The following is a 21,249-nucleotide window of genomic DNA, read 5'->3' on the forward strand; positions in this document are numbered from 1 at the left end:
GCGATGCGGCCGCCGGCGGATGCCGGGGGCCGCATTTTTTCAGGCTCCGCTGGTGCCGTTCACAATCCTGCGGCCTGCCGCTGGCGCATCGCCAGGGTAAAGGCGACACGGGCCTCGCGGGCAACCGTGTCATTCGCCGCAATCAGGCCGCCCGGCGCGGCATGCTTGGGCCGGATATGCGCCACACCGTAATCGCCATCGGCGCGGTCATAGAGCGACACGACGAAATCCTCGTTCTCCACGATGCGGGCGGCAGGATCGATGGTCCAGTCGTGAATCAGCATGGCGGGCACTCCTTCGGCGTGGGAAGAAGCATCTAGGGCGGCGCCGGCCGCAAGGCTGTGACGGCGGGCATAATCGGGGGCCAAAATTCCGCCGATTGCACGCCGGCGCGGCATCAGCACCGAGCATCAGCACCGGGCATCAACACCGGGCATCAGCACCAGGCATCAACACCGGGCATCAACGCACAAAACGGCGTCAGGTTCCCGTCCGCCCCGATGACGGTTCGGTGAAGGCCGCCGAATGGATATGCCCGATGGATATAATGCGGCGCAGGAAGATGGCGTCCCCGGAGAGATTCGAACTCCCGACCCGCTGCTTAGGACGCAGCCGCTCTATCCAGCTGAGCTACGGGGACGCGGGGCCTTGCGGCTGCCGCAACCTAGCCGCGCTCCGCCGCCGCTTCAACCATTCCGCTCCGGCCGTCGGGTATCCGGAAAATAACCTGCCGTATCCGAATGATAACCCTGCCGGGCGAAGCGCCCGCGGGCAGACTGTCGGTCATCGCACGGGCGAGGCAGGAGGCGGGCATGGCAGCGGCAGACCAGCGGCAGGATGGCGGCAGCGGGTATCGCGCCCTGATCAAGGCCCGTCTGCGCGACGGCGCCAGCTTCCTCGGCGCGGTGGAATATTCCCCCGTGCTGACCGCCCTGCAGGCCGAGCTGCATGGCGAGGCCGAGCGCGAGGCCTGGGGCATCGCCATCGAGAATCTGTATTACGCCCTGCTCTGCCTGATGAGCGCCGAGGCCAGCGCGGCGGCGCGGCAGCCGGTGGCGATGGCCGACATCATGCAGGCGAGCGACCGTCATCATTGCGGTGCGTTGTTCCGTGACCTGCTGGCCGATTTCGCCGTGCAGGCCGATTGCCGCCTCGCGCGGCTCAGCCCGGGCGGCCGCATCACGCTGCTGTCGCTGCTGGTCCAGGCCCTGCGGGTGGCCTATGGCAACCTGCTCGACCTCGATGACGGCCTCGACCCCGACATCATCGCCGAAATGCAGGTGATGCTCGATGGCCTCACCCGCCGCATCGCCCGGCACACCGTCGGCTAGCGCTTCTTCGGCGTTGTCTGCTGCTTCAGCGCCATCAGCGCGGCAAACGGGCTGTCGGCCATCTTGGCCTCGTCCTCGCGGCGCTTTTCCTGCTCGCGCTGGCGCTTGGCCACGATGGCCTTGTGCGAGCGCAGATACAGCGTCACATCCGTCTTCGTTTCCGGATCGCGCGCGGTGATCGGCTTGTAGCCCAAAGCCCAGAGCAGGCGGTGCAATTCATCGGCGCCGCAGCCGGCCAGGTTCATCCAGGCCGTGTCGGGCAGGAAGCTGCCGGGCGGGCCCAGGCGTTTTTTCGACTTCGGTGGTTCGGCGGCAGCCGGTGCAGGCTCTGCCTGACTCTCCGGCCCATGAATCTCTGGTACCGGCAGTTCGGCCGGCGCTTCCACCGGCTGTTCGATCTGTTCGCCCACCGGTTCGACCTGCTGCTGCTCGGGCGGCACGATGTCGGCCTCCGCCACCGGCGGCGCGGCTTCCCCGGGCTTTTTTGACTCCTGTTTCTGCGCGTCCTTCTGTACTGGCTGGCGCGACTCCTGTTCGGCCTTGCGCGCGCCCTCGGCGATGCGCTGCACCACATCCAGGCGGAAGGCATGGCGGCCCGCGCGCAGGAAACCGGCCGCCATCCACCAGGCATCCTCGCGCCATTCCAGGATCGGCAGCGAGGTGAGGCCCGGCGTGGGCGGCGCATCGGGTTCGCGGCCCTGGGCCACCGCCCAGAGCAGCGTCTTGAGCTGCGTCGGCTTGGGCTTGAGCAGCTTGGGCACCAGGATATGCGTCTCGCCGAAGGTCACGCCCATCTTGCGCAGCGGATGCCGCTCGGCCTGGCCCATATGGCGCACCAGGTCGGCCACGTCGTCGCGGCGCAGCGCGCCCAGATTCTCGGCCAGCTGGAAGGCCAGGCCGCGCGCCGCCCCCTTCAGCTCGGCATCGCGCAGGCGATAGAGGTCGCTTAAGTGCTGGCGCAGGTGGCGCTTCAGCCAGCCGGCCAGCTTCTCCTCCACCGCCTTGCGAGGCTCGGCGGGAAGCTGGTCGTCGGCCAGAAGCTGCAGCTTCGGCTCCAGCACCTCCGTGCCCTTGACCAGCACGGCCAGCGGCACGCTTTCCTTTTCTGCCGTGATCAGCAGCAGGCCGCCCTCGGGCGACAGCGCAAAATTCTCGTCCGGCAGGGCCAGCAAGGCCTCGGCATGGGACTGCAGGGCCGGGCCCAGCACGCGCAGGGCGGCGGAGCGCAGGATGCGGCGCTGCTCCACCGTCTCATGGCCCACGGCGCGGAAGCGCAGGCCGCGCACATGGCCGATGATCTCGCCTTCCACGGTGAGCGCGTCGTCCTCGCCAAGCTGCACATTCAGGCTGGCCGGATCTTCCGCCAGGCCGCGGCTCAGCACGCTGGTGCGGCGGTCGACGAAGCGCTCGGTCAGCTTTTCGTGCAGGGCATCGGACAGGCGGTCCTCGATCGCGCGGGTCTTGGCCTGCCAGCCGCTGGTGTCTTCCAGCCAGCCACCACGATGGGCAACAGTGGTCCAGGTGCGGATATGGGCCAGGCGCTGCGACAGCGTGTCGATGTCGCCATCGGTGCGGTCGATGTTGCGCAGCTGCCCGGCCACCCAGTCCTGCGGCAGGCGGCCGTCGCGGTCCACCAGATGCACATAGATCTGGCTCAAGAGCCGCGCATGGCTGTCATGCAGGTCCTTGGCGAAATCGGGAATCGCACAGACCTGCCACAGCAGATCCACGCGGTCGCGGCGCGTGGCGCGCTCGGTCACCGCCGCATCGTTGCGCAGGGCCTGCAGGCTCAGCAGGTCGTCGGCATCGCGGCCGCGGGTCAGGCCCTCGCGCGGCGGCGCCACCTCCAGGCTGGCCACCAGGGCGGCGATGCTGGAGAAATCGAGATCGGGATTGCGCCAGCGCGCAGCAACCACCGGATCGTAGCGGTGGTTCTCGATCCGCTCGATCAGGTCGGGCTCCAGCGGCGGGCAGTCTCCCGTGGTGCCGAAGGTGCCGTTGCGCAGGTGGCGGCCGGCGCGGCCGGCGATCTGGCCGGCTTCGGAAGGATAAAGCGGCCGCATGCCCACGCCGTCGAATTTGGAGAGTGCGGCGAAGGCCATGTGCTCGATGTCGAGATTGAGGCCCATGCCGATGGCGTCGGTGGCCACCATCACGTCCACGTCGCGGTTCTGGAACAGCTCGACCTGGGCGTTGCGCGCCCGCGGGCTGAGCGCGCCCAGCACCACCGCCGCGCCGCCGCGCTGGCGCCGGATGGCTTCGGCGATGGCATAGACGTCGTTGGCCGAAAAGGCGACGACGGCCGACCGCTTGGGCAGGCGCGACAGCTTTTTCGAACCGGCATAACTGAGCTGCGACAGTCGCGGACGGGCGATGAATTCGACATTGGGCACCAGGCGGCGCACCAGCCCGCGCATGGTATCCGAGCCCAGGAACATCGTCTCTTCCGCGCCGCGCGCATGCATCAGGCGGTCGGTGAAGACATGGCCGCGCTCGGCATCGGCGCAGAGCTGGATCTCGTCAACGGCCAGGAAGTCGTATTGCCGGTCCAGCGGCATCGCCTCCACCGTGCAGACGAACCACTGCGCTCCCTTCGGGATGATCTTTTCCTCGCCGGTCACCAGTGCGATGTTGCGTTCGCCCTTGATCTTCACCGCGCGGTCATAGACCTCGCGCGCCAGCAGGCGCAGCGGCAGGCCGATGATGCCGCTGCGATGGCTCAACAGCCGCTCGACGGCCAGATGGGTTTTGCCGGTGTTGGTCGGGCCCAGCACGCAGAGGATGCGGCCCTTCTCGGATGTCCTGATCTCGGTCACGAACGCGTCCTGCCCTGAACTAGCTTTTTGCCTGGATGGTCTTGGTAATGCGCGCCGAGGTGCAGAGCATATCGTCGACGCTGGCCGTCACTTCGCAGAAGGCCGTGCTGCGCCCACGCTTCAGCAGCTTTCCGGCCATGGTCACGCGCTCGCCCGCCTGCACCGAGCGGATATGCTGCACATGGATGTCCACGGTCATGGCATGTTCATCCTCGCGCAGATCGCCCAGCATGGCCAGCAAAGCCGGCGGCTCCAGCAGGCCGTTCAGCACGCCGCCATGCACATACTGGCCGTAGATCAGCATCTCGCCGGCCGCCGTGAAGCCCACTTCCGACCGGCCCGGCGCCACGAGCAGCAATTCCAGCCCCGCCCAGCGGTGGAAGGCGGTCTGGCCGATCAGGTTTTCGGCAAAGGGCCTGACCCAGGCGGCAAGGCCTGGCTCGAAGCGGGCGGGCATGGACGGAGGCTCCGGTTTTGCCGGCCAGTATAAGGCCGGGCATGCTGGCGGCTCAACCCACCGGCATAAGATTGGCTGCCAGCCCCCGTATCGCCGCGGTCAGGTGAGGATCAGTTTGGTCGCCGCGACCAGCAACACGGCGCCCAGCAGGCCCTGCAGCAGCCGCACCGGCAGCCAGCGGATCACCAGCTGCGTGCCGATCAGCGCGCCGACCAGCGCGGCGCCGGCATAGATCGGCAGTTCCTCGGGCAATGCCCGCAGCGACAGGATATTGCCAGCGAGGCCGGAGATGGAATTCACCAGGATGAAGGGCGCCGCCAGTCCCGCCGTCTGCCGCGCCCCGGCCCAGCCCAGCAGCAGCAGCAGAGGCGAGAGGAAAATGCCGCCGCCCGTGCCGGTCAGGCCCGACAGCAGGCCGATGCCGGCGCCGCCGACCAGCGCGGCGGGCAGCGGGATTTTTGCTTCCCCGCTGCCGCCCTGCTGGGTGGCCTTCTCGCGCGGATCGATCAGCAGCCGCAGGCCGGCGGCGGCCAGCACCACGCCCACGGCGATGCGATAGGCCTCCACCGGCAACTGCACTGCGCCGCCGATGAAGGCGCAGGGCACGGAAACGATCACCAGCGGCAGCAAGGCGCGGACGTTGATCAGGCCGGCGCGCCACAGGCGGAAGGTCGCCAGGCTGGCGACCAGGATGTTCAGCGTCAGCGCGGTGGGCTTCATCACCGCTGGCGCCACGCCCACCACCGCCATCGCGGCGATATAACCGGATGCGCCGGCATGGCCCACCGTGCTGTACAGCGCGGCGGCCAGGAAGATCAGCAGCGCCAGCAGCGCGGTATCGTCGAACGGCATCGGAGGGCCAGCAGTGGATTTACGATCGTTATGTCGAAACGACTATAACGATCGTTATGGCCACCCGGCAATAGCGATGTGTTGCGCCAACTATCTCCCAACCCGTCATGCCCGGCCGTGTGCCGGGCATCCACGTCTTTTTTTTAAATAAAACCCGTGGGTGGCCGGGTCAAGCCCGGCCATGACGGAAGTCAATAATGTGAAGTTATCCCTTCCGCTTTTTCCGCAATGCGGCCACGTCCTTGGCGATGGCTTTCTCGGTTGCGGCGGCCATGCGGCGATAGCGCAGCAGCACTTCTTCGCCCAGGGGCGTGAGCTGGGCGCCGCCGCCGGCCTTGCCCCCGGTGGCCGCCTGCACCAGCGGCTTGGCGAAATAGCCGTTCAGCGTTTCCACCAGCATCCAGGCGCGCTTGTAGCTCATGTTCAGCCGCCGGCCGGCCGCCGCGATCGAGCCGGTCTCGGCGATGCCTTCCAGCAGGTCGGCCTTGCCCGGCCCCAGGAACACGCCCTCGTCCAGCACCACGCGCAGGCGGGCGGCGGATTGCACAGGGGCAGGTTTCTTCACGCGCTTGGCCATGGCCGGACTACAGCATGACGGCCGGTGCTTCGGCCAGAGCCGGCCGGCGCTTGCGAGTCCAGCGGACTGTTTCTATATTGTTCTTGTATGGGTTGTTGCACCGACAAATGAGGCCCTGAAAGCCTGCTTCATTATTTTTCAATGGTTTAACACATCAAAACCATCGCAAAACGACGGAAAACGATGGGCAGACGACGTGATGGCGGTGGATTTCGCCTGCATTGGCCCGCCAAACCGTCGGTCGGGCACAATCTGGCGCTGCGAATGGCCGGGACGTCAAATTGACAGGGGTTAAAACCCGGCCATACTGGGTTTTGCACCGCAGCAACGGAGATTTCCGTCCAGCACGCCTGCGGAGAGTGGGATGCGAGACATGACCGAGACGACCGCGCCGAATTTCCCCGAGGCCTGGGCCAAGATGGCCCAGAAGGAACTGGGCGACAAACCGCTCTCCGAGCTGCTGTGGCAGACGCCCGAGGGCATCACGGTCAAGCCGCTCTACACCGCCGCCGATCTCGAAGGCCTGGAGACGATCAATTCCCTGCCGGGCTTCGATCCCTTCACCCGCGGCGTGCGCGGCACCATGTATGCCAACCGGCCCTGGACGATCCGGCAATATGCCGGCTTCTCCACGGCGGAAGAATCCAACGCCTTCTATCGCAAGAATCTCGCCGCCGGCCAGCAGGGCGTGAGTGTGGCCTTCGATCTGGCCACCCATCGCGGCTATGATTCCGATCATCCGCGTGTGGTGGGCGATGTCGGCAAGGCCGGCGTGGCGATCGATTCCATCGAGGATATGAAGATCCTGTTCGACGGCATCCCGCTCGACAAGATGAGCGTGTCGATGACCATGAACGGCGCCGTGCTGCCCGTGCTGGCCTGCTACATCGTGGCGGCGGAAGAGCAGGGCGTGAAGCCCGACCAGCTTTCAGGAACCATCCAGAACGACATCCTGAAAGAATTCATGGTGCGCAACACCTATATCTATCCGCCCGCGCCCAGCATGCGCATCATCGCCGACATCATCGGCTATACCGCGCAGCATATGCCGAAGTTCAACTCCATCTCGATTTCCGGCTATCACATGCAGGAAGCCGGCGCGACGGCGGTGCAGGAGCTGGCCTTCACGCTGGCCGACGGCCTGGAATATGTGCGCACGGCGATCAATTCCGGCCTGGATGTCGATGCCTTCGCCGGGCGTTTGAGCTTCTTCTTCGCCATCGGCATGAATTTCTTCATGGAGATCGCCAAGCTGCGCGCTGCGCGCTTTTTGTGGGCGCGCATCATGAAGCAGTTCAATCCGAAGAAGCCCGCGTCGCTGATGCTGCGCACCCATTGCCAGACCTCGGGCGTCTCGCTCACCGAGCAGGACCCGTATAACAACGTGGTGCGCACCGCGATCGAGGCGATGGCGGCCGTGCTCGGCGGCACGCAGTCGCTGCATACCAACGCGCTGGACGAAGCCATCGCGCTGCCCACCGAATTCTCCGCCCGCATTGCCCGCAACACCCAGCTCATCATCCAGGAAGAAAGCTACGTCACCAAGGTGGTCGATCCGCTCGGCGGCTCGTATTACGTCGAGGCGCTCACCCATGCGCTGGTCACCCATGCCTGGGCGCTGATCCAGGAAGTGGAAGCCATGGGCGGTATGACCAAGGCGGTGGAAAGCGGCATGCCCAAGCTGAAGATCGAGGAAGCCGCCGCCCGCCGCCAGGCCCGGGTGGATCGTGGCGAGGATGTGATCGTCGGCGTCAACAAATACCGCGCCGCCAGCCAGGACGTGCCGGACCTGCTGGAAGTGGACAACACCCGCGTGCGCGAGCAGCAGGTGGCGCGGTTGAAGACTATCCGCAACACCCGCGACAAGGCCAAGGCCGAAGCGGCCATCAAGGCGCTGGAGGAAGGCGCCGCCGGCAAGGCCAACCTGCTCGAGTTGTGTGTGCAGGCGGCGCGCGCCCGCGTCACCGTCGGCGAGATGTCGGATGCCATGGAGCGTGTCTTCACCCGCCACCAGGCCACCATCCGTTCGATCTCCGGCGTCTACGGCGCGGCCTATGCCAATGACGAGGGCTTCATGCAGATCCAGAAGGACATCGAGGCATTCGCGGCGGAAGAAGGCCGCCGCCCGCGCATGCTGGTGGTCAAGCTGGGCCAGGATGGCCATGACCGCGGCGCCAAGGTGATCGCCACGGCTTTTGCCGATCTGGGCTTCGACGTCGATGTGGGCCCGCTGTTCCAGACGCCGGAAGAAGCCGCCAAGGACGCCATCGAGAACGACGTGCATGTGATCGGCGTGTCCAGCCAGGCCGCCGGCCACAAGACGCTGGTGCCGCAGTTGATCAAGGCCCTGCGCGACCAGGGCGCCGGCGATATCCTGGTCATCACCGGCGGCGTGATCCCGCCGCAGGATTACGATTTCCTGCGCCAGGCCGGCGTGGCCGGCATCTACGGCCCGGGCACCAACATCCCGCAGGCCGCAGCCGAGATCGTCAGGCTGATCCGCCAGCAGCGTGCGCCGAATGCCTCCAAGGGGGCCGCCGCCGAATAGCGGCCCGTATCCGGGCCTGGGCGGCGGTTGCATTTGCCGCCCGCCGGCCCCATATCTGACCCCATGATCTTCGCGCGCCGCCATCTTCAGCTTTTCCGCGCCGGTCGCCTGCACGCAGGCGCCTAGGCCTCGTCGCGCGCGCCCTCCGGCCGCATCGCGCGGCGGGGCAGCACCGATCCACCCCTTTCATCTTCTTCCGACCGGGCTGTCGCAGGACGGCGCCGGCCTTACGCCATGGGAGTCATCATGTCATTCATCAATCCGCGCCCCGCCGTCACGCTCACCGAAACCGATGCCGATCGCCTGCTGGCGCTCAGCGAACAGGTCCGGCCGCGCCAGCCCGGTGTCGCCGTGATGCTGCAGCAGGATATCGAGCGCGCCAGCATCGTGGTGCCGCAGCAGGTGCCGCCCGATGTCGTCACCATGCGCAGCCATGTGGTGTTCGGTTATGCGCACAGCCAGCGCAGCCACTGGCTCACGCTGGTCTATCCGGGCGAGGCCGATCTCGATCTGGCCAAGATCGCCGTCACGACGCCGGTGGGCGCCGCCCTGATCGGCCTGCGTGAAGGCGACAGCATCGGCTGGACGCTGGCGAGCGGCGAGCCGCGCCGCATCACGCTGCACAAGGTGGCCTACCAGCCGGAACGGGTCGGCCGCTACGACCTGTAGCGGCCGGCCAACACAAGGCGCCGGCAGCGAGGGATCAGAATTCCTGCCAGTCCTCGTCGGCGGCGGGCGCCTTCGCAGCCGTCGCGCCAGGATTTGCGGCAGGGCTGGCGGCCGGTTTGTAGGCCGGCTTCTGCATTGGCTTCACAAGCGGCTTCTGGCCCGGCTTCAGGGACACAACCTTGGCGCTGCCGGTCGGCCGTGCCGCAGTCGCCGCTGTCGCAGCAGCGTCCGCATCGGTGCGGAAGAAGCCGACCAGATCGGCGAGCTGGCGCGCCTGCCCTTCCAGGGTCTGCGCGGCGGCCGTGGTTTCCTCAACCAGCGCGCCATTGCGCTGGGTGATCTCGTCCATGCCGGCCACGGCGGTGTTGATCTGCTCCAGACCCGTGGCCTGCTCGCGGCTGGCGGCGGCGATTTCGGCCACGATGTCGGAGACCTTCTTGATCGCGGTGACGATCTCGGTCAGCGACTGGCCGGTGCGGTTCACCAGCGCCGCGCCCGTCTTCACCTGGGCATTCGATTCCGTGATCAGCGCCTTGATGTCCTTCGACGCGTTGGCCGAACGCTGGGCCAGGGCGCGCACCTCCTGCGCCACCACGGCAAAGCCCTTGCCGGCCTCGCCGGCGCGGGCCGCCTCGACGGAAGCATTCAGCGCCAGCAGGTTGGTCTGGAAGGCGATCTCGTCGATCAGGCCGACGATGTCGGAGATTTTCTGCGCACTGGTCTCGATCTGCGTCACCGCCGAGACGGCATCGCCAACCACCGATCCGCCCTTTTCCGCCGTGTCGCGCGCTGCCATGGCAAGCTGGTTCGCCGCCTGGGCATTGTCGGCATTCTGCTTCACCGTCGTGGTGATCTCGTGCATCGAGGCGGCCGTTTCCTCGATCGAGGCGGCTTGGCTTTCCGTGCGCTGCGCCAGGTCCTGGCTGCCGGCCGAGATTTCCGACGAGGCGGCCTTCACCGCCTCGGCGCTCTGCGCCAGACGGCTGGCGAAGTCGCGCAGCTTCTCGCCCATCGCGTTGATGTCCGCTGCCAGCGCGCCGAAGCGGCCATGGAAATTGTCCCTGATGCGGCGGCGCAGGTCGCCGGCGGCCATCGCGCCGGTCACGTCCTGAACGGCGCCCAGCACTGCCTCGGTGCGGGCCAGCAGCGTGTTCACCGACTCGCCCACGCGCTGCATCACGCCGCTCAGTTCGCCGGCATTCACGCGTTGCGCCAGATCGCCAGCGGCGGCCGCGGCCACCACTTGGCCGATCGCCTGCTCGAAACGCCGTTCGGCGGCGGCCTGCTCGGCGGCGAAACGCTCGCGCTGGGCGGCGGCATCGGCTTCGAGCTTCTCGCGCTCGGCCATGCTCGCCTGCATCTCGGCCAGGCTGGCCGCGCTGCGGGCAAACAGGTTCTCCAGCACCAGCGCCAGCCAGATCAGCACGGCGCATTCGGCCACCACGATCACGGCATGCACCACCACGCGGCCGAAATCGCTGCCATCGGGGAAGATCGCGTAGGGCAGGATGAAGTTCAGCGACAGGTGATGCAGGGCGGTCAGCGTCGCTGCGGTGAGGATGGCGCGCCAGTCGCAATAGGCCGCCAGCACGGCGAAGATGGCGAAATAATACATGTGCAGGTCGATCTGCCAGGGCCCGGCGGCGGCATAGACCAGCAGCGAGGCCATGCCAACGAAAGCTGCCGCCACCACCTGCCGAGTCGCGGTGCCGGTGGGATCGGTGCGGCAGAACCAGGTGGCGATCAGGGCGATGACGGCCGCCGCGATGCCGCTGACCAGCAGGCTGGTATCGTTCAGCCAGGCCACGGCGGCGATCAGCGGCAGATGCAGCCACAGCCAGACGATGAAGACCGAACTGGCGCGGCGGCGGAGCTCCTCGAGCGAAGCGAGCTGAAGCATGGCGGCGAGCATGGCTTGTCCTTTTTTATAAAATCTCAGCTGCGGATGGCGTTTGCGGAGAAACCGAGGCAGCCGGCCAGCACGCCGTCGCCGGCCAGCACCAGGCGGGCGCCGGCGGCATACAGGCGGGAGACGGCGGCGGGATCGGTGCTGGCAACCAGCCAGAGGTTGGGCCAGGCGCCCTGGCCCAGCGGGCGGGCATCGGCGCCATCGAGAAGGCTTGCGGCCTGCGGCAGCGTGGCGGCGGCCGGCGGCAGCAGGACGACCAGCCTGGCGGCCTGTCCGTCTCCGCCGCCATGCGGCAGCAGCAGGGCCAGGATCGGCAGCATCGCAATGGCCGCGATGGCCAAGGCAGCGGCCAGGCCGTGGCGGGATGTCGGAACTGCATGCTTTGTCATGGTTTCACTGATGACGGTTGGTACGGGCTGGGTAAAGTTGCGATTTGGTAATGTTACGTGCCGGCCCCACCGGCAGATCAGGCTGGCGGAAATTCATGGCGGATGTGGCCGCGATGCCGCAAAAACAGTATGATTCGGCGAAGAATCGCCTTGGGCCACCCGCATAGCGGGATGCCGGAATACTCAAGACGACGCGATACAGCAGACCGTACCGGAGAACAAAACCGTCATGCCGCCCTTTGCCGTCACCCCGCTCTATGCCGCCCTTTGCGCGATCCTGCTGATCGTGCTGTCGCTGCGCGTGGCGCGGCTGCGCAACAAGCTGAAGGTCGCGCTTGGTGATGGCGGCGAGCGCGCGTTGCAAAAGGCGATCCGCGTGCAGGGCAATTTCGTCGAATACGTGCCGCTCGCGCTGCTGCTGCTGTTCCTGCTGGAACTCAGCCGCCAGGCGCCGTTCTGGGTGCTGCATCTGCTGGGCGCCGCCTTGCTGCTGGGCCGCCTGCTGCACGCGATCGGCCTTTCCAGGACGGCCGGCCTGTCGTTTGGCCGCATGGCCGGCACGATCCTGACCTTGGGCATGAGTCTGATCACGGCGATCTGGCTGCTGATTGCGGCGTTCAGCGCCATGTGAGGCGGCGGCAAAGCCCGCGAGGAGTCGGGCGGCAGGGGGGAGCGCGATGGACTACGACTACATCGTGATCGGGGGCGGTTCGGCCGGCTGCGTGCTGGCGCGGCGCCTGAGCGACGACGGTACGACGAAGGTCTGCCTGATCGAGGCCGGCCCGCCCGACGACCATATCCTTTGCCGCGTGCCGCTGGGCGCGGCCGCCTTCATGCCGGTGAAGTGGCGCAACTGGGGCTTTGAAACCGAACCGCAGCCCGGCTTCTCGGGCCGGCGCGGCTATCAGCCGCGCGGGCGCATGCTGGGCGGTTCGTCGGGCATCAACGCGATGATCTATGCCCGCGGCCATGCCTCCGATTACGACGACTGGGCGCAGCTTCACGGCGCGGCGGGCTGGTCCTTTGCCGAGGTACTGCCCTATTTCAGGCGTGCCGAGGCCAATGTGCGGGCCACGGCCGACGATCCGCTGCATGGCAACGACGGCCCGCTGCAGGTCAGCGACCTGGTCTCGCCGCATCCGATCAACGAGACGTTCCTGGCCGCCTGCGACACATTGCAGCTTCCGCGCAACGGCGATTTCAACGGCCCGACCCAGGACGGCGTCGGCTATTTCCAGGTGACGCAGAAGAACGGCGAGCGCTGGTCGGCGGCGCGCGCCTATCTGCCGCCCGAGGTGCGCGCGCGCCATAACCTGCGCATCGAGACCGATACGCGCGTCCTGCGCATCCTGTTCGCCGGCCGCCGCGCTGCCGGCGTCGCCTGCCGGCAAAAGAGCGGCGAGATCGCGCTGCGCGCCCGGGCCGGCGTGGTGCTGGCGGCCGGCGCCTTCCAGTCGCCGCAACTGCTGATGCTGTCCGGCATCGGACCGGGCGAGGAGCTGGCGCGTCATGGCCTGCCGGTGCTGCACGACCTGCCTGGCGTGGGCCAGAACCTGCAGGACCATGTGGATTTCGTGCTGCTCTACAAGACCGACGATCCGACCCTGCCCGGCGTGTCGCTGCGCGGGGCGGTGCATCTGCTGCGGGAGATCGGGCGCTGGCGGCGCGAGCGGCGCGGCATGCTCACCACCAACTTCGCCGAATCCGGCGCCTTCCTGCGCTCCGACCCGTCGCAGCCGCGGCCCGACCTGCAGCTGCATTTCGTCAACGCGCTGGTCGACGATCATGCGCGCAAGACCCATCTGGGCCATGGCTACAGCCTGCATACCTGCGTGCTGCGGCCCAAAAGCCGCGGCAGCGTCGGGCTCAAGGGCGCCGATCCGCTGCTGGCCCCGCGCATCGATCCGCAATTCTTCAGCCATCCCGACGATATCGAGCTGCTGTTGAAAGGCGTGAAGCTGGCCCGCCGCATCATGGAGGCCGCGCCGTTTCAGGGGCTGAATCCGCGCGAGCTCTACACCGCCGGGATCACGGAGGATGCGGCCCTGCAGGAACAGATCCGCCGCCGCGCCGACACAATCTATCACCCGGTCGGCACCTGCCGCATGGGGGCGGCCGACGATGCGATGGCGGTGGTCGATCCGCAGCTTCGCCTGCGCGGCATGGAAGGCCTGTGGGTTGCCGATGCTTCGGTGATGCCCAGCCTGATCGGCGGCAACACCAACGCGCCGACCATCATGATCGCTGAAAAAGCCGCCGACCTCATACGGTTGGCGGTGGCATGATCGCCGAAACCGCCGCCGCCCCGGTCCGGGCCGTCTGAAGGCGTCAGCCGCCGCGCAGCACGTCTTTCAGAAGCGCATCCACGGCGGCCAGCAGGTCGTCGCGCCGTACCGGCTTCTGCAGCACGCGGTCGGCGCCCAGCCGGCCTGCCATGTCCAGCAATTCGCCGGCCTTGATCCAGCCGCCACCGGAAACCGCGATCACCGGCAGGGCCGGCCAGCGCTGCTTGACCTGCCGCAGCACCTCGATGCCGTCGCGCTGGGGCATCAGGATGTCGGTCAGCACGATGTCGAAACTCTGCTGCTCCAGCAGCGCGATGCCCTGATCCCCGTCGCGCGCGGTCGCCACCTCGTAGCCATGGCCGCTCAGGTGAGCCTGCAGGATGCGGCAGAATTCGGCATTGTCGTCGATCACCAGAAGGCGCGGCATTTTGTGAAACCCGATATCGACTCGCTGGTCACGGAAAATTCGGTTGAGTCCCGCCCAAATTTTCTCCATTCTAACCGGGAATACAAAGCGGAAAACATCTATTTCAGATAGAAGTTTTTTGTAATATCAACGATCTACGGCTAATGGGATGCGCGACGATCTTCTCCAAGCCGTCGTGAACACCGCTATCGACGGCCTGATCGTGATCGAGGCCGATGGCCGCATCGCGCTGTTCAATCCGGCCTGCGAAAAGCTGTTCGGCTACGCCGCCGCCGAGGTGCTGGGCCGCAACATTGCGCTGCTGATGCCCGAACCCGACCATTCGGCGCATGACGGCTATATCCGCCGCTACCGCGAGACCGGCGAGAAACGCATCATCGGCATCGGCCGCGAGGTGCTGGGCCGGCGCAAGGATGGCACGGTGTTCCCCTTCGAGTTGGCGGTCGGCGCCTTTGGCGCGCCCGACGCGCCGATGTTCGTGGGCGTGATCCACGACCTGAGCAAATACCGGCGCAGCGAGGAAAGACGGCAGGAAAGCGAGGCGCGCATCCGCCTGCTGGTCGATTCGATCACCGATTACGCGATCTTCATGATGGATGCCGAAGGCAAGGTGCTGACCTGGAATGCCGGCGCGCAGAACCTGACCGGCTTTACGCCCGAGGAAGCCATCGGCCATACCCGCGACCGGTTCTATATCGACAGCGAGTTGAACATCGACTCACCAAGCCAGGCCCTGAGTATTGCTGCCCAGAAGGGGCGCTATGTGAACGAGGAATGGCGGCAGCGCAAGGATGGCAGCCGCTTCTGGGCCAGCGTGGTGATCACCGCGCTGTATGACAGCGCCGGCGATCTGACCGGCTTTGTCAATATCACGCGCGACATGACCGAGCGCCGCCAGGCCGAGGATCTGCGCGACCAGCTGCGCCAGGCGCAGAAGATGGAAGCGCTGGGCCAGCTCACCGGCGGCATCGCGCATGACTTCAACAACCTTCTGGCTGTGATCGTCGGCAATCTGGAATTGCTGGGCGACCGCGTCGACGACGATGAAAGCCGCCGCCTGATCGAGCAGGCCCTGCGCAATGCCAGTCGCGGCGCCGACCTGACGCGGCGCCTGTTGGCTTTCGGCCGCCGGCAGCAGCTCAAGCCATCGCGCATGGATGTCAATGAACAGATCATGGGCATGCTCGACATGCTGCGGCGCACGCTGGGCGGCAGCGTGGCGGTGGAGATGAATCTCTCCCCAGCGCCGCAGATCGTCGAGGCCGATGCCAGCGAGCTTGAGAATGCCATCCTCAACATCGCGCTCAATGCCCGCGACGCCATGCGAGGCAGCGGCCGGCTCACCATCGCCACCTCTGCCGTCTATCTGAAGGAGCCGCGCGTGATGCCGACGCGAACCGCGCCGGCCGGCGATTATGTGGCCATCGCCCTGCGCGATACCGGTATCGGTATGTCGCCTGAGATTCTGGGCCGCGTTTTCGAGCCCTTCTTCACCACCAAGGAGTTCGGCAAGGGCACCGGCCTCGGCCTGTCGATGGTCTATGGCTTCATCGCGCAGTCGGGCGGTTATGTCGAGGTCGACAGCATGCCCGGCCAGGGCACCGAATTCCGGCTGTTCCTGCCGGCGCTGGAGAGCGATGCGGCGCGGCAGGTGCCGCAGGATCATGCTGGCCGGCGGCTGGTGCTGTGCGTGGATGACAATGCCGATGTGCGCGCCACCATGTCGGCCCTGCTCGGCAGCCTGGGCTTCGCCGTGCTGCCGGCCGCCACGGCGGCGGATGCCCTGGCCGAGATGCGGCGCGGCCTGCCGATCGATCTGGTGCTGACCGACATCCACATGCCCGGCGGCATGGACGGCGTTGCGCTGGCCGACCGTATCCTGGCCAAGAAGCCAGACATGCCGATCCTGTTCATGTCGGGTTCATCGGAAGAGGATCGCCTGCGCCACACGCGCTATTTCGGCGCCAGCCAGATTCTCGCCAAGCCGGTGCGCAAAGCCGAACTGGCCGCGGCGATCAAGCTGCTGCTCGGCGGGTAACGACCTGCTGCTCAGGCCGCCACGCGGCCGCGATATTTAAACGTCAGGCTCAGCAGGTTGCCGATCTGGTACATGTACAGCACGTCGGCCTCGCTCCATTCGCGCGTCCGGTCCTGTTCGCCGCAAATGATGGCCACCGGCAGGCCGTTGCGGTCCGGCACCATCACGTCGATCAGTGCGCGGATGCCGATGCCCTGTGCGTAGGACGCCGTGAGGTTGCGGGTGGCCGGATGCTGGGCGAAGTCGGGGATCACCAGCAGGCGATCCTGGCAGATCGTCTCGAAATACAGCGGCGCGCTCGCGGCCGTCAGGACCATGCCGGCGGGGAAATCGGCTTCGCGGCGGTCCAGCAGGAACTGGCAATGGATGGCGTCGCCGGCCTGGTTGAACAGCCACACGCTGGCCCGCGTGCAATCGAGCTGCGCGAGGATGTCGCGGCAGATCGCCTCGTAGACGGGCTCGAGCCCCTGGGCGCCGCCATTGGTGGCGCGGATGGCTGCGTTGGTCAGATCCATTCGCTCTCGCGCGCTGCGTTGCGGTTCCGGGCAAGCCTGCGGCACAAGCGTAACGGGATTATTAATCGGGAGACATTGAAAAGAAGTGGCCGCCCGGTTCAGGCCTGGGGGGATAGGCTGGGGGGAACCGGGCGGCCTGGAGACAGGCCTGCGAAAAGCGCCTGCTGTAATAAAAACATTCAAACCCGGAAAAGGGGCGGAATTAGGGCATGACGGATCGTTTCGCAGAATTGTAACAATCGTAAACGACTGAGTTGTTTGACTTTTTTTTCAGCCCTCCGGTAGAGTCCGCCGCCATGAGCGATCAGCCCGCGTTGCTGCGTCTCGGTCTCGCCGCGGGCAGCCTCGCCCCGGCGCGCCAGGCCACGCTATTGCAGGGCATGGCAACGCGCCGCCGGCAGCTCAGCCTCACCCTCTGCGACACGGACAATCGTCGTTTCGCCGCCGCCGGCTGGCTGTGCCTCGCCGGCCGGCCCGGCCAAAATCCAGAGATTCTGCCCGCCGCCGGCATCGGCCTGGCCGCTGCACCGCCGCTGGCGACCGGCATCGCCCTGGAAGGTCTGGCCGAGCTGCGCCGCAGCGCCCAGGCTGGCCAAGTGCGGCGCGACGGCTACGAAATCGGCATCGAGATCGCAAAGCTGGTTCTGCGTGCCGATGGCCGCCGCGCCGAGGCCGGCGAAATCCTGCTGCAGGGTCCGGCCGGCGCCGGCCCGGTCCTGAACGCGTTGGCCGCCGAGCTTTGCACCGATCTGCCGCTGCGCTGGAGCGGCCCGGCACCGGTGGTGCATCTGGCAGTCGCGCTCGGCCTGATCGAGCCGCAGCCCCAGCGCGCCGGCACGATTCCCTTCGATCTGGGCGACGACAGCGAGGCCGCGTCGGCTTTCGGCGCCATCCTGCGCCACTGCCTGCTGCAGTTCGATGCCAACCTCGTGCCGGCGCTGCGCGACTGCGATACGGAAGGCGTGCATCAGATGCGCGTGGCCTTGCGCCGCCTGCGCTCGGCGCTGGGCCTGTTTGCGCCCATGCTGCGGGAGGACATGCTGGATCCGCTGGTGGAGGAACTGCGCTGGATCAACGGCCCGCTCGGCCGCAAACGCGACCTCGACGTGTTCCTTGCCGAAACGCTGTCGCCGCTGCGCCGCGAGCTGGACGATGTGAAGGCGCTGCAGCATCTGCGCATCATCCTGGAAGACCACCGCGAGGCCGCGCAGGTGGCCCTCGTCTCAGCCCTGCAATCGCCGCGTCTGGCGGCGTTGCGGCTCGGCTTCGCGCGGCTGGCCGATGCGGTGGAGGATGGCAGCGCGCTGGCCGATGCCGCGATGGCGGCCCAGCCGGCGGAACGCTTTGCCGCCGAGGTGCTGCGCAAGCGGCGCCGGAAGGTGAAGGCGCTGGGCATGCAGCATGCTGAGCTGCCGATCGAGAGCCTGCACGAGTTGCGCATCCGCGCCAAGAAGCTGCGCTACGCCGCCGAATTCTTCCGCTCGCTGTTCGGCCGCAAGGATACGCGGCGTTTCATCGCCGCCCTCGGCCGCCTGCAGGATTGCCTGGGCGTGCTCAACGATGCCGATGTGGGCGTGCGACTGGTGCGCGACCTGCTGCCCGATGCCGGCCATGGCACGGCCACGGCGGCGATCACTGCCTGGTTCGCCGGCCGCCAGCAGTTGCAGCTCGCCCAGCTCGGCGATGCCTGGGACGATTTCGCCGCGATCCGTCCGTTCTGGAAGGATGCGCTGAAGGACTGACGGGTTCAGTCGATCAGCTTGCCGTTGGCATCGAAAAACGGATACGGCCCGTCATAGTCGCCGATGAAGGCGGTGTGGCTGATCAGCCCGCCGTCATTCCACCAATGCAGCATGAAGCCCGGCGGCTCCATGCGGAACTGGCTCGGCGCTTCCGGGTCGATGTCCAGCGCCACCTGGTGCGCCGGGCTGGGGCAGGTGAGTGCCGGCCGGCCGCCGATATCGGCGCGGATGGTGCGGTGCAGGTGGCCGCACAGGATCAGCTCCACTTGGCTGTGGCGCGCCATGATGGCGGCGAAATCCCCGCGGCCCTTCAGGCCGATCTTGTCCATATGGCCGATGCCGGTCTCAAACGGCGGGTGATGCATGATCACCAGGGTCGGTGCGTCAGGCTTCTGACCCAGCGTGCGGTCCAGCCAGCCCAGGCGCTCGGCGCATAATTCGCCGCCGCCCTGGCCGGGGATCAGCGTGTCCAGCCCCACGATGCGCAGGGGATACTCATCGTCAATGGCGAATTGCAGGAAGCTGTCGCGCTGGGTTGGCAGATAGCCGCCATGGGCGAAGGCGTCGCGCATGGCGTTGCGTTCGTCGTGATTGCCCGGCACGGCGATGATGCGCTGCTTCAGCGGCGCCAGGATGGATTTCAGGTGGTCGTATTCCTCCGGCCGGCCCAGATCGACCAGATCGCCGGTCAGCAGGATCAGGTCGGGCTGCGGCTTCAGCGCCAGCAGTTCCTGCACGCAGCGTTCCAGCATCGCCGCGGTATCCACCTTCTTGTAGGCCAGCTTGCCGGGCAGCTTGATATGGGTGTCGGTGATCTGTGCAATCAGCATGGCGCTGCCCCCTACAATACCAGCAGGCCGCGCGGGTCGATGGCCAGCCGCACGGTTTCGCCATGGCTGAAATCGCGCCGCGCCGTGCTTTCGATCACCAGCGGCTGCGCCTCGCCCACCTCGACGAACAACCGCGTGCGGTCGCCCAGGAAAAACGCCGCCGCCACGGTGCCCTGCAGGCCGGTCTGCTCATGGCTTTCGGCGATGCGGATGTCTTCCGGACGGAACAGGATCTCGGTGGCATGCTGCGGCGCCTCGGCCCAGGGCAGGTCGCCGGCGCGGCAGGTGAACACGCCGTTGCGCGCAGCCCCGGTCAGGCGGTTCATGGTGCCGATGAATTCGGCGACGAAGCGCGTGCTGGGCCGCTGATAGATCTCGCGCGGCCGACCGATCTGCGCCACGCGGCCATGTTCCATCACCACGATGCGGTCGCCCAGCGCCATCGCCTCGGCCTGGTCATGCGTCACGTAAATCGCCGTGATCTGCAGGCTGCGCAGCAGGGTGTCGATTTCCAGCCGCAGGGTGTCGCGAAGCTTGGCATCCAGCGCGGTGAGCGGCTCGTCCAGCAGCAGGGCGCGCGGTCGCACGGCGATGGCGCGCGCCAGCGCCACGCGCTGGCGCTGGCCGCCGGAAAGCTGGTCGATGCGGCGGTCGGCCAGCTTCTCGATCCGCATCATGCCCAGCATCTCGGCCACGCGGGCCCTGATCTGGGCGCCCGGCGTTTTGCGGATTCTCAGGCCATAGCCGATATTCTCGGCCACCGTCATGTTGGGAAACAGCGCATAGGACTGGAACACCATGCCCACGTTGCGCTGCTCGATCGGCAGGCGCGTCACATCCTCGCCATCGAACAGAACCTTGCCGCCGGCATCGGGTTCTTCCAGTCCCGCGATGATGCGCAAGGTGGTGGTCTTGCCGCAGCCCGAGGGGCCAAGGAACACGACGGTTTCGCCCGCATGGATGGCGAGATCGAGCGGTTCCAGCGCCCGGGTACCGTCGGGAAAGGTTTTTGCGCAGTTCTGCAGCGCGATGGCGAGCGGCTGTGTCGTATCGGTCATTCGGAATCCTCCGCCACGAATTTGCCCACGCGTGGTTTGGCGAAATGCTGCATCGCCAGCAGCAGCGGCATGATCATCAGGAAAAACACCAGGGTATAGGCGCTGCCGATTTCAAGCCGCAGCGACGCATAGGCATCGGCCAGGCCGACGGGCAGCGTCTTGGTCAGCGGCGTGTGCAACAGCCAGGTCATGTTGAATTCGCCCATGGAGAGCGTCACCACCATCAGCGAGCCGGCCAGAATGCCGGCGCGGCAATTGGGCAGCACGATATGGATGAAGCGCTGCCAGAAGCCGGCGCCCAGCGATGCCGCGCCCTCTTCCAGGGTCTTCAGGTCGATGGCCATCAGCACGGCCAGCACGCTGCGCACCATGAAAGGCAGGGTGAACAGCACATGCCCCACCAGGATGAAGGCCCAGGAGGTGCGAAAACCCGACAGCGCGCCATAGGTGACGATCAGCGCCAGCGCGGTGGCCAGGCCCGGCACCGCCACCGGCATCACCAGCAGTTCCTCGATCGCCCGGGTCAGGGCACTCTGCCGCTTGGCCAGCACATAGGCGGTCGGCACGCCCAGGATCAGGGTCACCACCAGGCAGGCCAGCGACAGGCCGATGGAGAGGAAGATGGTGTCGCGATAGCCGTTCCACACCTCGAACACCCAGCGCAGAGTCAGCCCGCTTTCGATGCCGATGAAGTAGTTCACCGTCAGGCCCGCCATGATCGACAGGATCACCGGCACGATCAGGAAGGCACAGACCAGCAAAGTGAAGCCGAGCTGCAGCAGGAACAGGCCGCGATGTTTCATGCC

At 66.8% G+C, this 21,249-nt stretch carries 19 protein-coding genes and 1 tRNA gene; 7 read left to right on the forward strand and 13 right to left on the reverse strand.

All coding sequences use genetic code 11. From position 1 onward, the window contains the following. Positions 1-59 precede the first annotated feature (59 nt). Positions 60-284 carry a hypothetical protein gene (locus ACK4FK_RS13845; RefSeq protein WP_409745550.1) on the reverse strand — a complete coding sequence of 75 codons (225 nt, stop codon included), beginning with the start codon at positions 282-284 and terminating at the stop codon, positions 60-62. 279 nt (positions 285-563) lie between these two features. Next, a tRNA-Arg gene (locus ACK4FK_RS13850) sits at positions 564-640 on the reverse strand. Between the two features lie 172 nt (positions 641-812). Between ACK4FK_RS13850 and ACK4FK_RS13855 the strand changes: the two genes are divergently transcribed. Beyond that, entirely contained in the window at positions 813-1,331 is a 519-nt protein-coding gene (locus tag ACK4FK_RS13855) for a hypothetical protein (RefSeq protein WP_409745551.1), read from the forward strand. Here ACK4FK_RS13855 and ACK4FK_RS13860 read toward each other — a convergent pair. The 4 genes from ACK4FK_RS13860 to ACK4FK_RS13875 all read right to left on the reverse strand — a co-directional run bounded on the left by ACK4FK_RS13860 (position 1,328) and on the right by ACK4FK_RS13875 (position 6,033). After that, on the reverse strand, positions 1,328-4,147 hold the full coding sequence (locus ACK4FK_RS13860) for a helicase-related protein (RefSeq protein ID WP_409745552.1): 2,820 nt from the start codon (positions 4,145-4,147) through the stop codon (positions 1,328-1,330). The two genes, ACK4FK_RS13855 and ACK4FK_RS13860, sit on opposite strands and share 4 nt — an antisense overlap. A 19-nt stretch (positions 4,148-4,166) precedes the next feature. Next, entirely contained in the window at positions 4,167-4,604 is a 438-nt protein-coding gene (locus ACK4FK_RS13865) for a PaaI family thioesterase (RefSeq protein ID WP_409745553.1), read from the reverse strand. A gap of 99 nt (positions 4,605-4,703) precedes the next feature. After that, positions 4,704-5,456, reverse strand: coding sequence for a sulfite exporter TauE/SafE family protein (locus tag ACK4FK_RS13870; RefSeq protein WP_409745554.1), 753 nt, complete (start codon positions 5,454-5,456; stop codon positions 4,704-4,706). Between the two features lie 205 nt (positions 5,457-5,661). Continuing rightward, positions 5,662-6,033: a winged helix-turn-helix domain-containing protein gene (locus ACK4FK_RS13875; RefSeq protein ID WP_409745555.1), complete on the reverse strand. Its 372-nt coding sequence runs from the start codon at positions 6,031-6,033 to the stop codon at positions 5,662-5,664. A gap of 373 nt (positions 6,034-6,406) precedes the next feature. On the opposite strand from ACK4FK_RS13875, the gene scpA reads away from it, so the two are divergent. Beyond that, positions 6,407-8,581 carry a methylmalonyl-CoA mutase gene (scpA, locus tag ACK4FK_RS13880; RefSeq protein ID WP_409745556.1) on the forward strand — a complete coding sequence of 725 codons (2,175 nt, stop codon included), beginning with the start codon at positions 6,407-6,409 and terminating at the stop codon, positions 8,579-8,581. Positions 8,582-8,827: 246 nt separating this feature from the next. Beyond that, positions 8,828-9,250: a nucleoside diphosphate kinase regulator gene (gene rnk / locus ACK4FK_RS13885; protein ID WP_409745557.1), complete on the forward strand. Its 423-nt coding sequence runs from the start codon at positions 8,828-8,830 to the stop codon at positions 9,248-9,250. 34 nt (positions 9,251-9,284) lie between these two features. Here rnk and ACK4FK_RS13890 read toward each other — a convergent pair whose 3' ends face one another. Further along, complete coding sequence (locus ACK4FK_RS13890) at positions 9,285-11,162, reverse strand: methyl-accepting chemotaxis protein (protein WP_409745558.1); 1,878 nt, start codon at positions 11,160-11,162, stop codon at positions 9,285-9,287. 23 nt (positions 11,163-11,185) lie between these two features. Further along, positions 11,186-11,548, reverse strand: a complete 363-nt coding sequence (locus ACK4FK_RS13895) for a hypothetical protein (protein WP_409745559.1) — start codon at positions 11,546-11,548, stop codon at positions 11,186-11,188. Between the two features lie 229 nt (positions 11,549-11,777). Between ACK4FK_RS13895 and ACK4FK_RS13900 the strand changes: the two genes are divergently transcribed. Then, positions 11,778-12,179, forward strand: a complete 402-nt coding sequence (locus ACK4FK_RS13900; RefSeq protein WP_409745560.1) for an MAPEG family protein — start codon at positions 11,778-11,780, stop codon at positions 12,177-12,179. Positions 12,180-12,225: 46 nt separating this feature from the next. Then, positions 12,226-13,833 carry a GMC family oxidoreductase gene (locus ACK4FK_RS13905; protein WP_409745561.1) on the forward strand — a complete coding sequence of 536 codons (1,608 nt, stop codon included), beginning with the start codon at positions 12,226-12,228 and terminating at the stop codon, positions 13,831-13,833. A gap of 43 nt (positions 13,834-13,876) precedes the next feature. Here the strand turns inward: ACK4FK_RS13905 and ACK4FK_RS13910 are convergent, their stop codons facing one another. Continuing rightward, a complete protein-coding gene (locus tag ACK4FK_RS13910) occupies positions 13,877-14,260 on the reverse strand; it encodes a response regulator (protein WP_409745562.1) in 384 nt (127 codons plus the stop codon). Positions 14,261-14,408: 148 nt separating this feature from the next. Between ACK4FK_RS13910 and ACK4FK_RS13915 the strand changes: the two genes are divergently transcribed. Next, positions 14,409-16,298 (forward strand): PAS domain S-box protein, encoded by a 1,890-nt coding sequence (locus tag ACK4FK_RS13915; RefSeq protein ID WP_409745563.1) that lies wholly within the window; start codon positions 14,409-14,411, stop codon positions 16,296-16,298. Positions 16,299-16,309: 11 nt separating this feature from the next. Here ACK4FK_RS13915 and ACK4FK_RS13920 read toward each other — a convergent pair whose 3' ends face one another. Beyond that, a complete protein-coding gene (locus tag ACK4FK_RS13920) occupies positions 16,310-16,813 on the reverse strand; it encodes a GAF domain-containing protein (protein WP_409745564.1) in 504 nt (167 codons plus the stop codon). Between the two features lie 296 nt (positions 16,814-17,109). On the opposite strand from ACK4FK_RS13920, the gene ACK4FK_RS13925 reads away from it, so the two are divergent. Next, positions 17,110-18,555 carry a CHAD domain-containing protein gene (locus tag ACK4FK_RS13925; RefSeq protein WP_409745565.1) on the forward strand — a complete coding sequence of 482 codons (1,446 nt, stop codon included), beginning with the start codon at positions 17,110-17,112 and terminating at the stop codon, positions 18,553-18,555. A gap of 5 nt (positions 18,556-18,560) precedes the next feature. On the opposite strand, the gene ACK4FK_RS13930 is transcribed toward ACK4FK_RS13925, so the two are convergent. Genes ACK4FK_RS13930 through ACK4FK_RS13940 form a run of 3 tightly spaced genes read right to left on the reverse strand, consistent with a single transcriptional unit; the run spans position 18,561 to position 21,246 of the window. Next, a complete protein-coding gene (locus ACK4FK_RS13930; protein WP_409745566.1) occupies positions 18,561-19,385 on the reverse strand; it encodes a phosphodiesterase in 825 nt (274 codons plus the stop codon). Between the two features lie 11 nt (positions 19,386-19,396). Beyond that, entirely contained in the window at positions 19,397-20,443 is a 1,047-nt protein-coding gene (locus ACK4FK_RS13935; RefSeq protein WP_409745567.1) for an ABC transporter ATP-binding protein, read from the reverse strand. Then, on the reverse strand, positions 20,440-21,246 hold the full coding sequence (locus ACK4FK_RS13940; protein WP_409745568.1) for an ABC transporter permease: 807 nt from the start codon (positions 21,244-21,246) through the stop codon (positions 20,440-20,442). The genes ACK4FK_RS13935 and ACK4FK_RS13940 overlap by 4 nt, the downstream gene beginning before the upstream one ends. Positions 21,247-21,249: the final 3 nt, after the last annotated feature.

Source organism: Ferrovibrio sp. (assembly GCF_046297895.1).
Classification (GTDB): Bacteria; Pseudomonadota; Alphaproteobacteria; order Ferrovibrionales; family Ferrovibrionaceae; genus Ferrovibrio.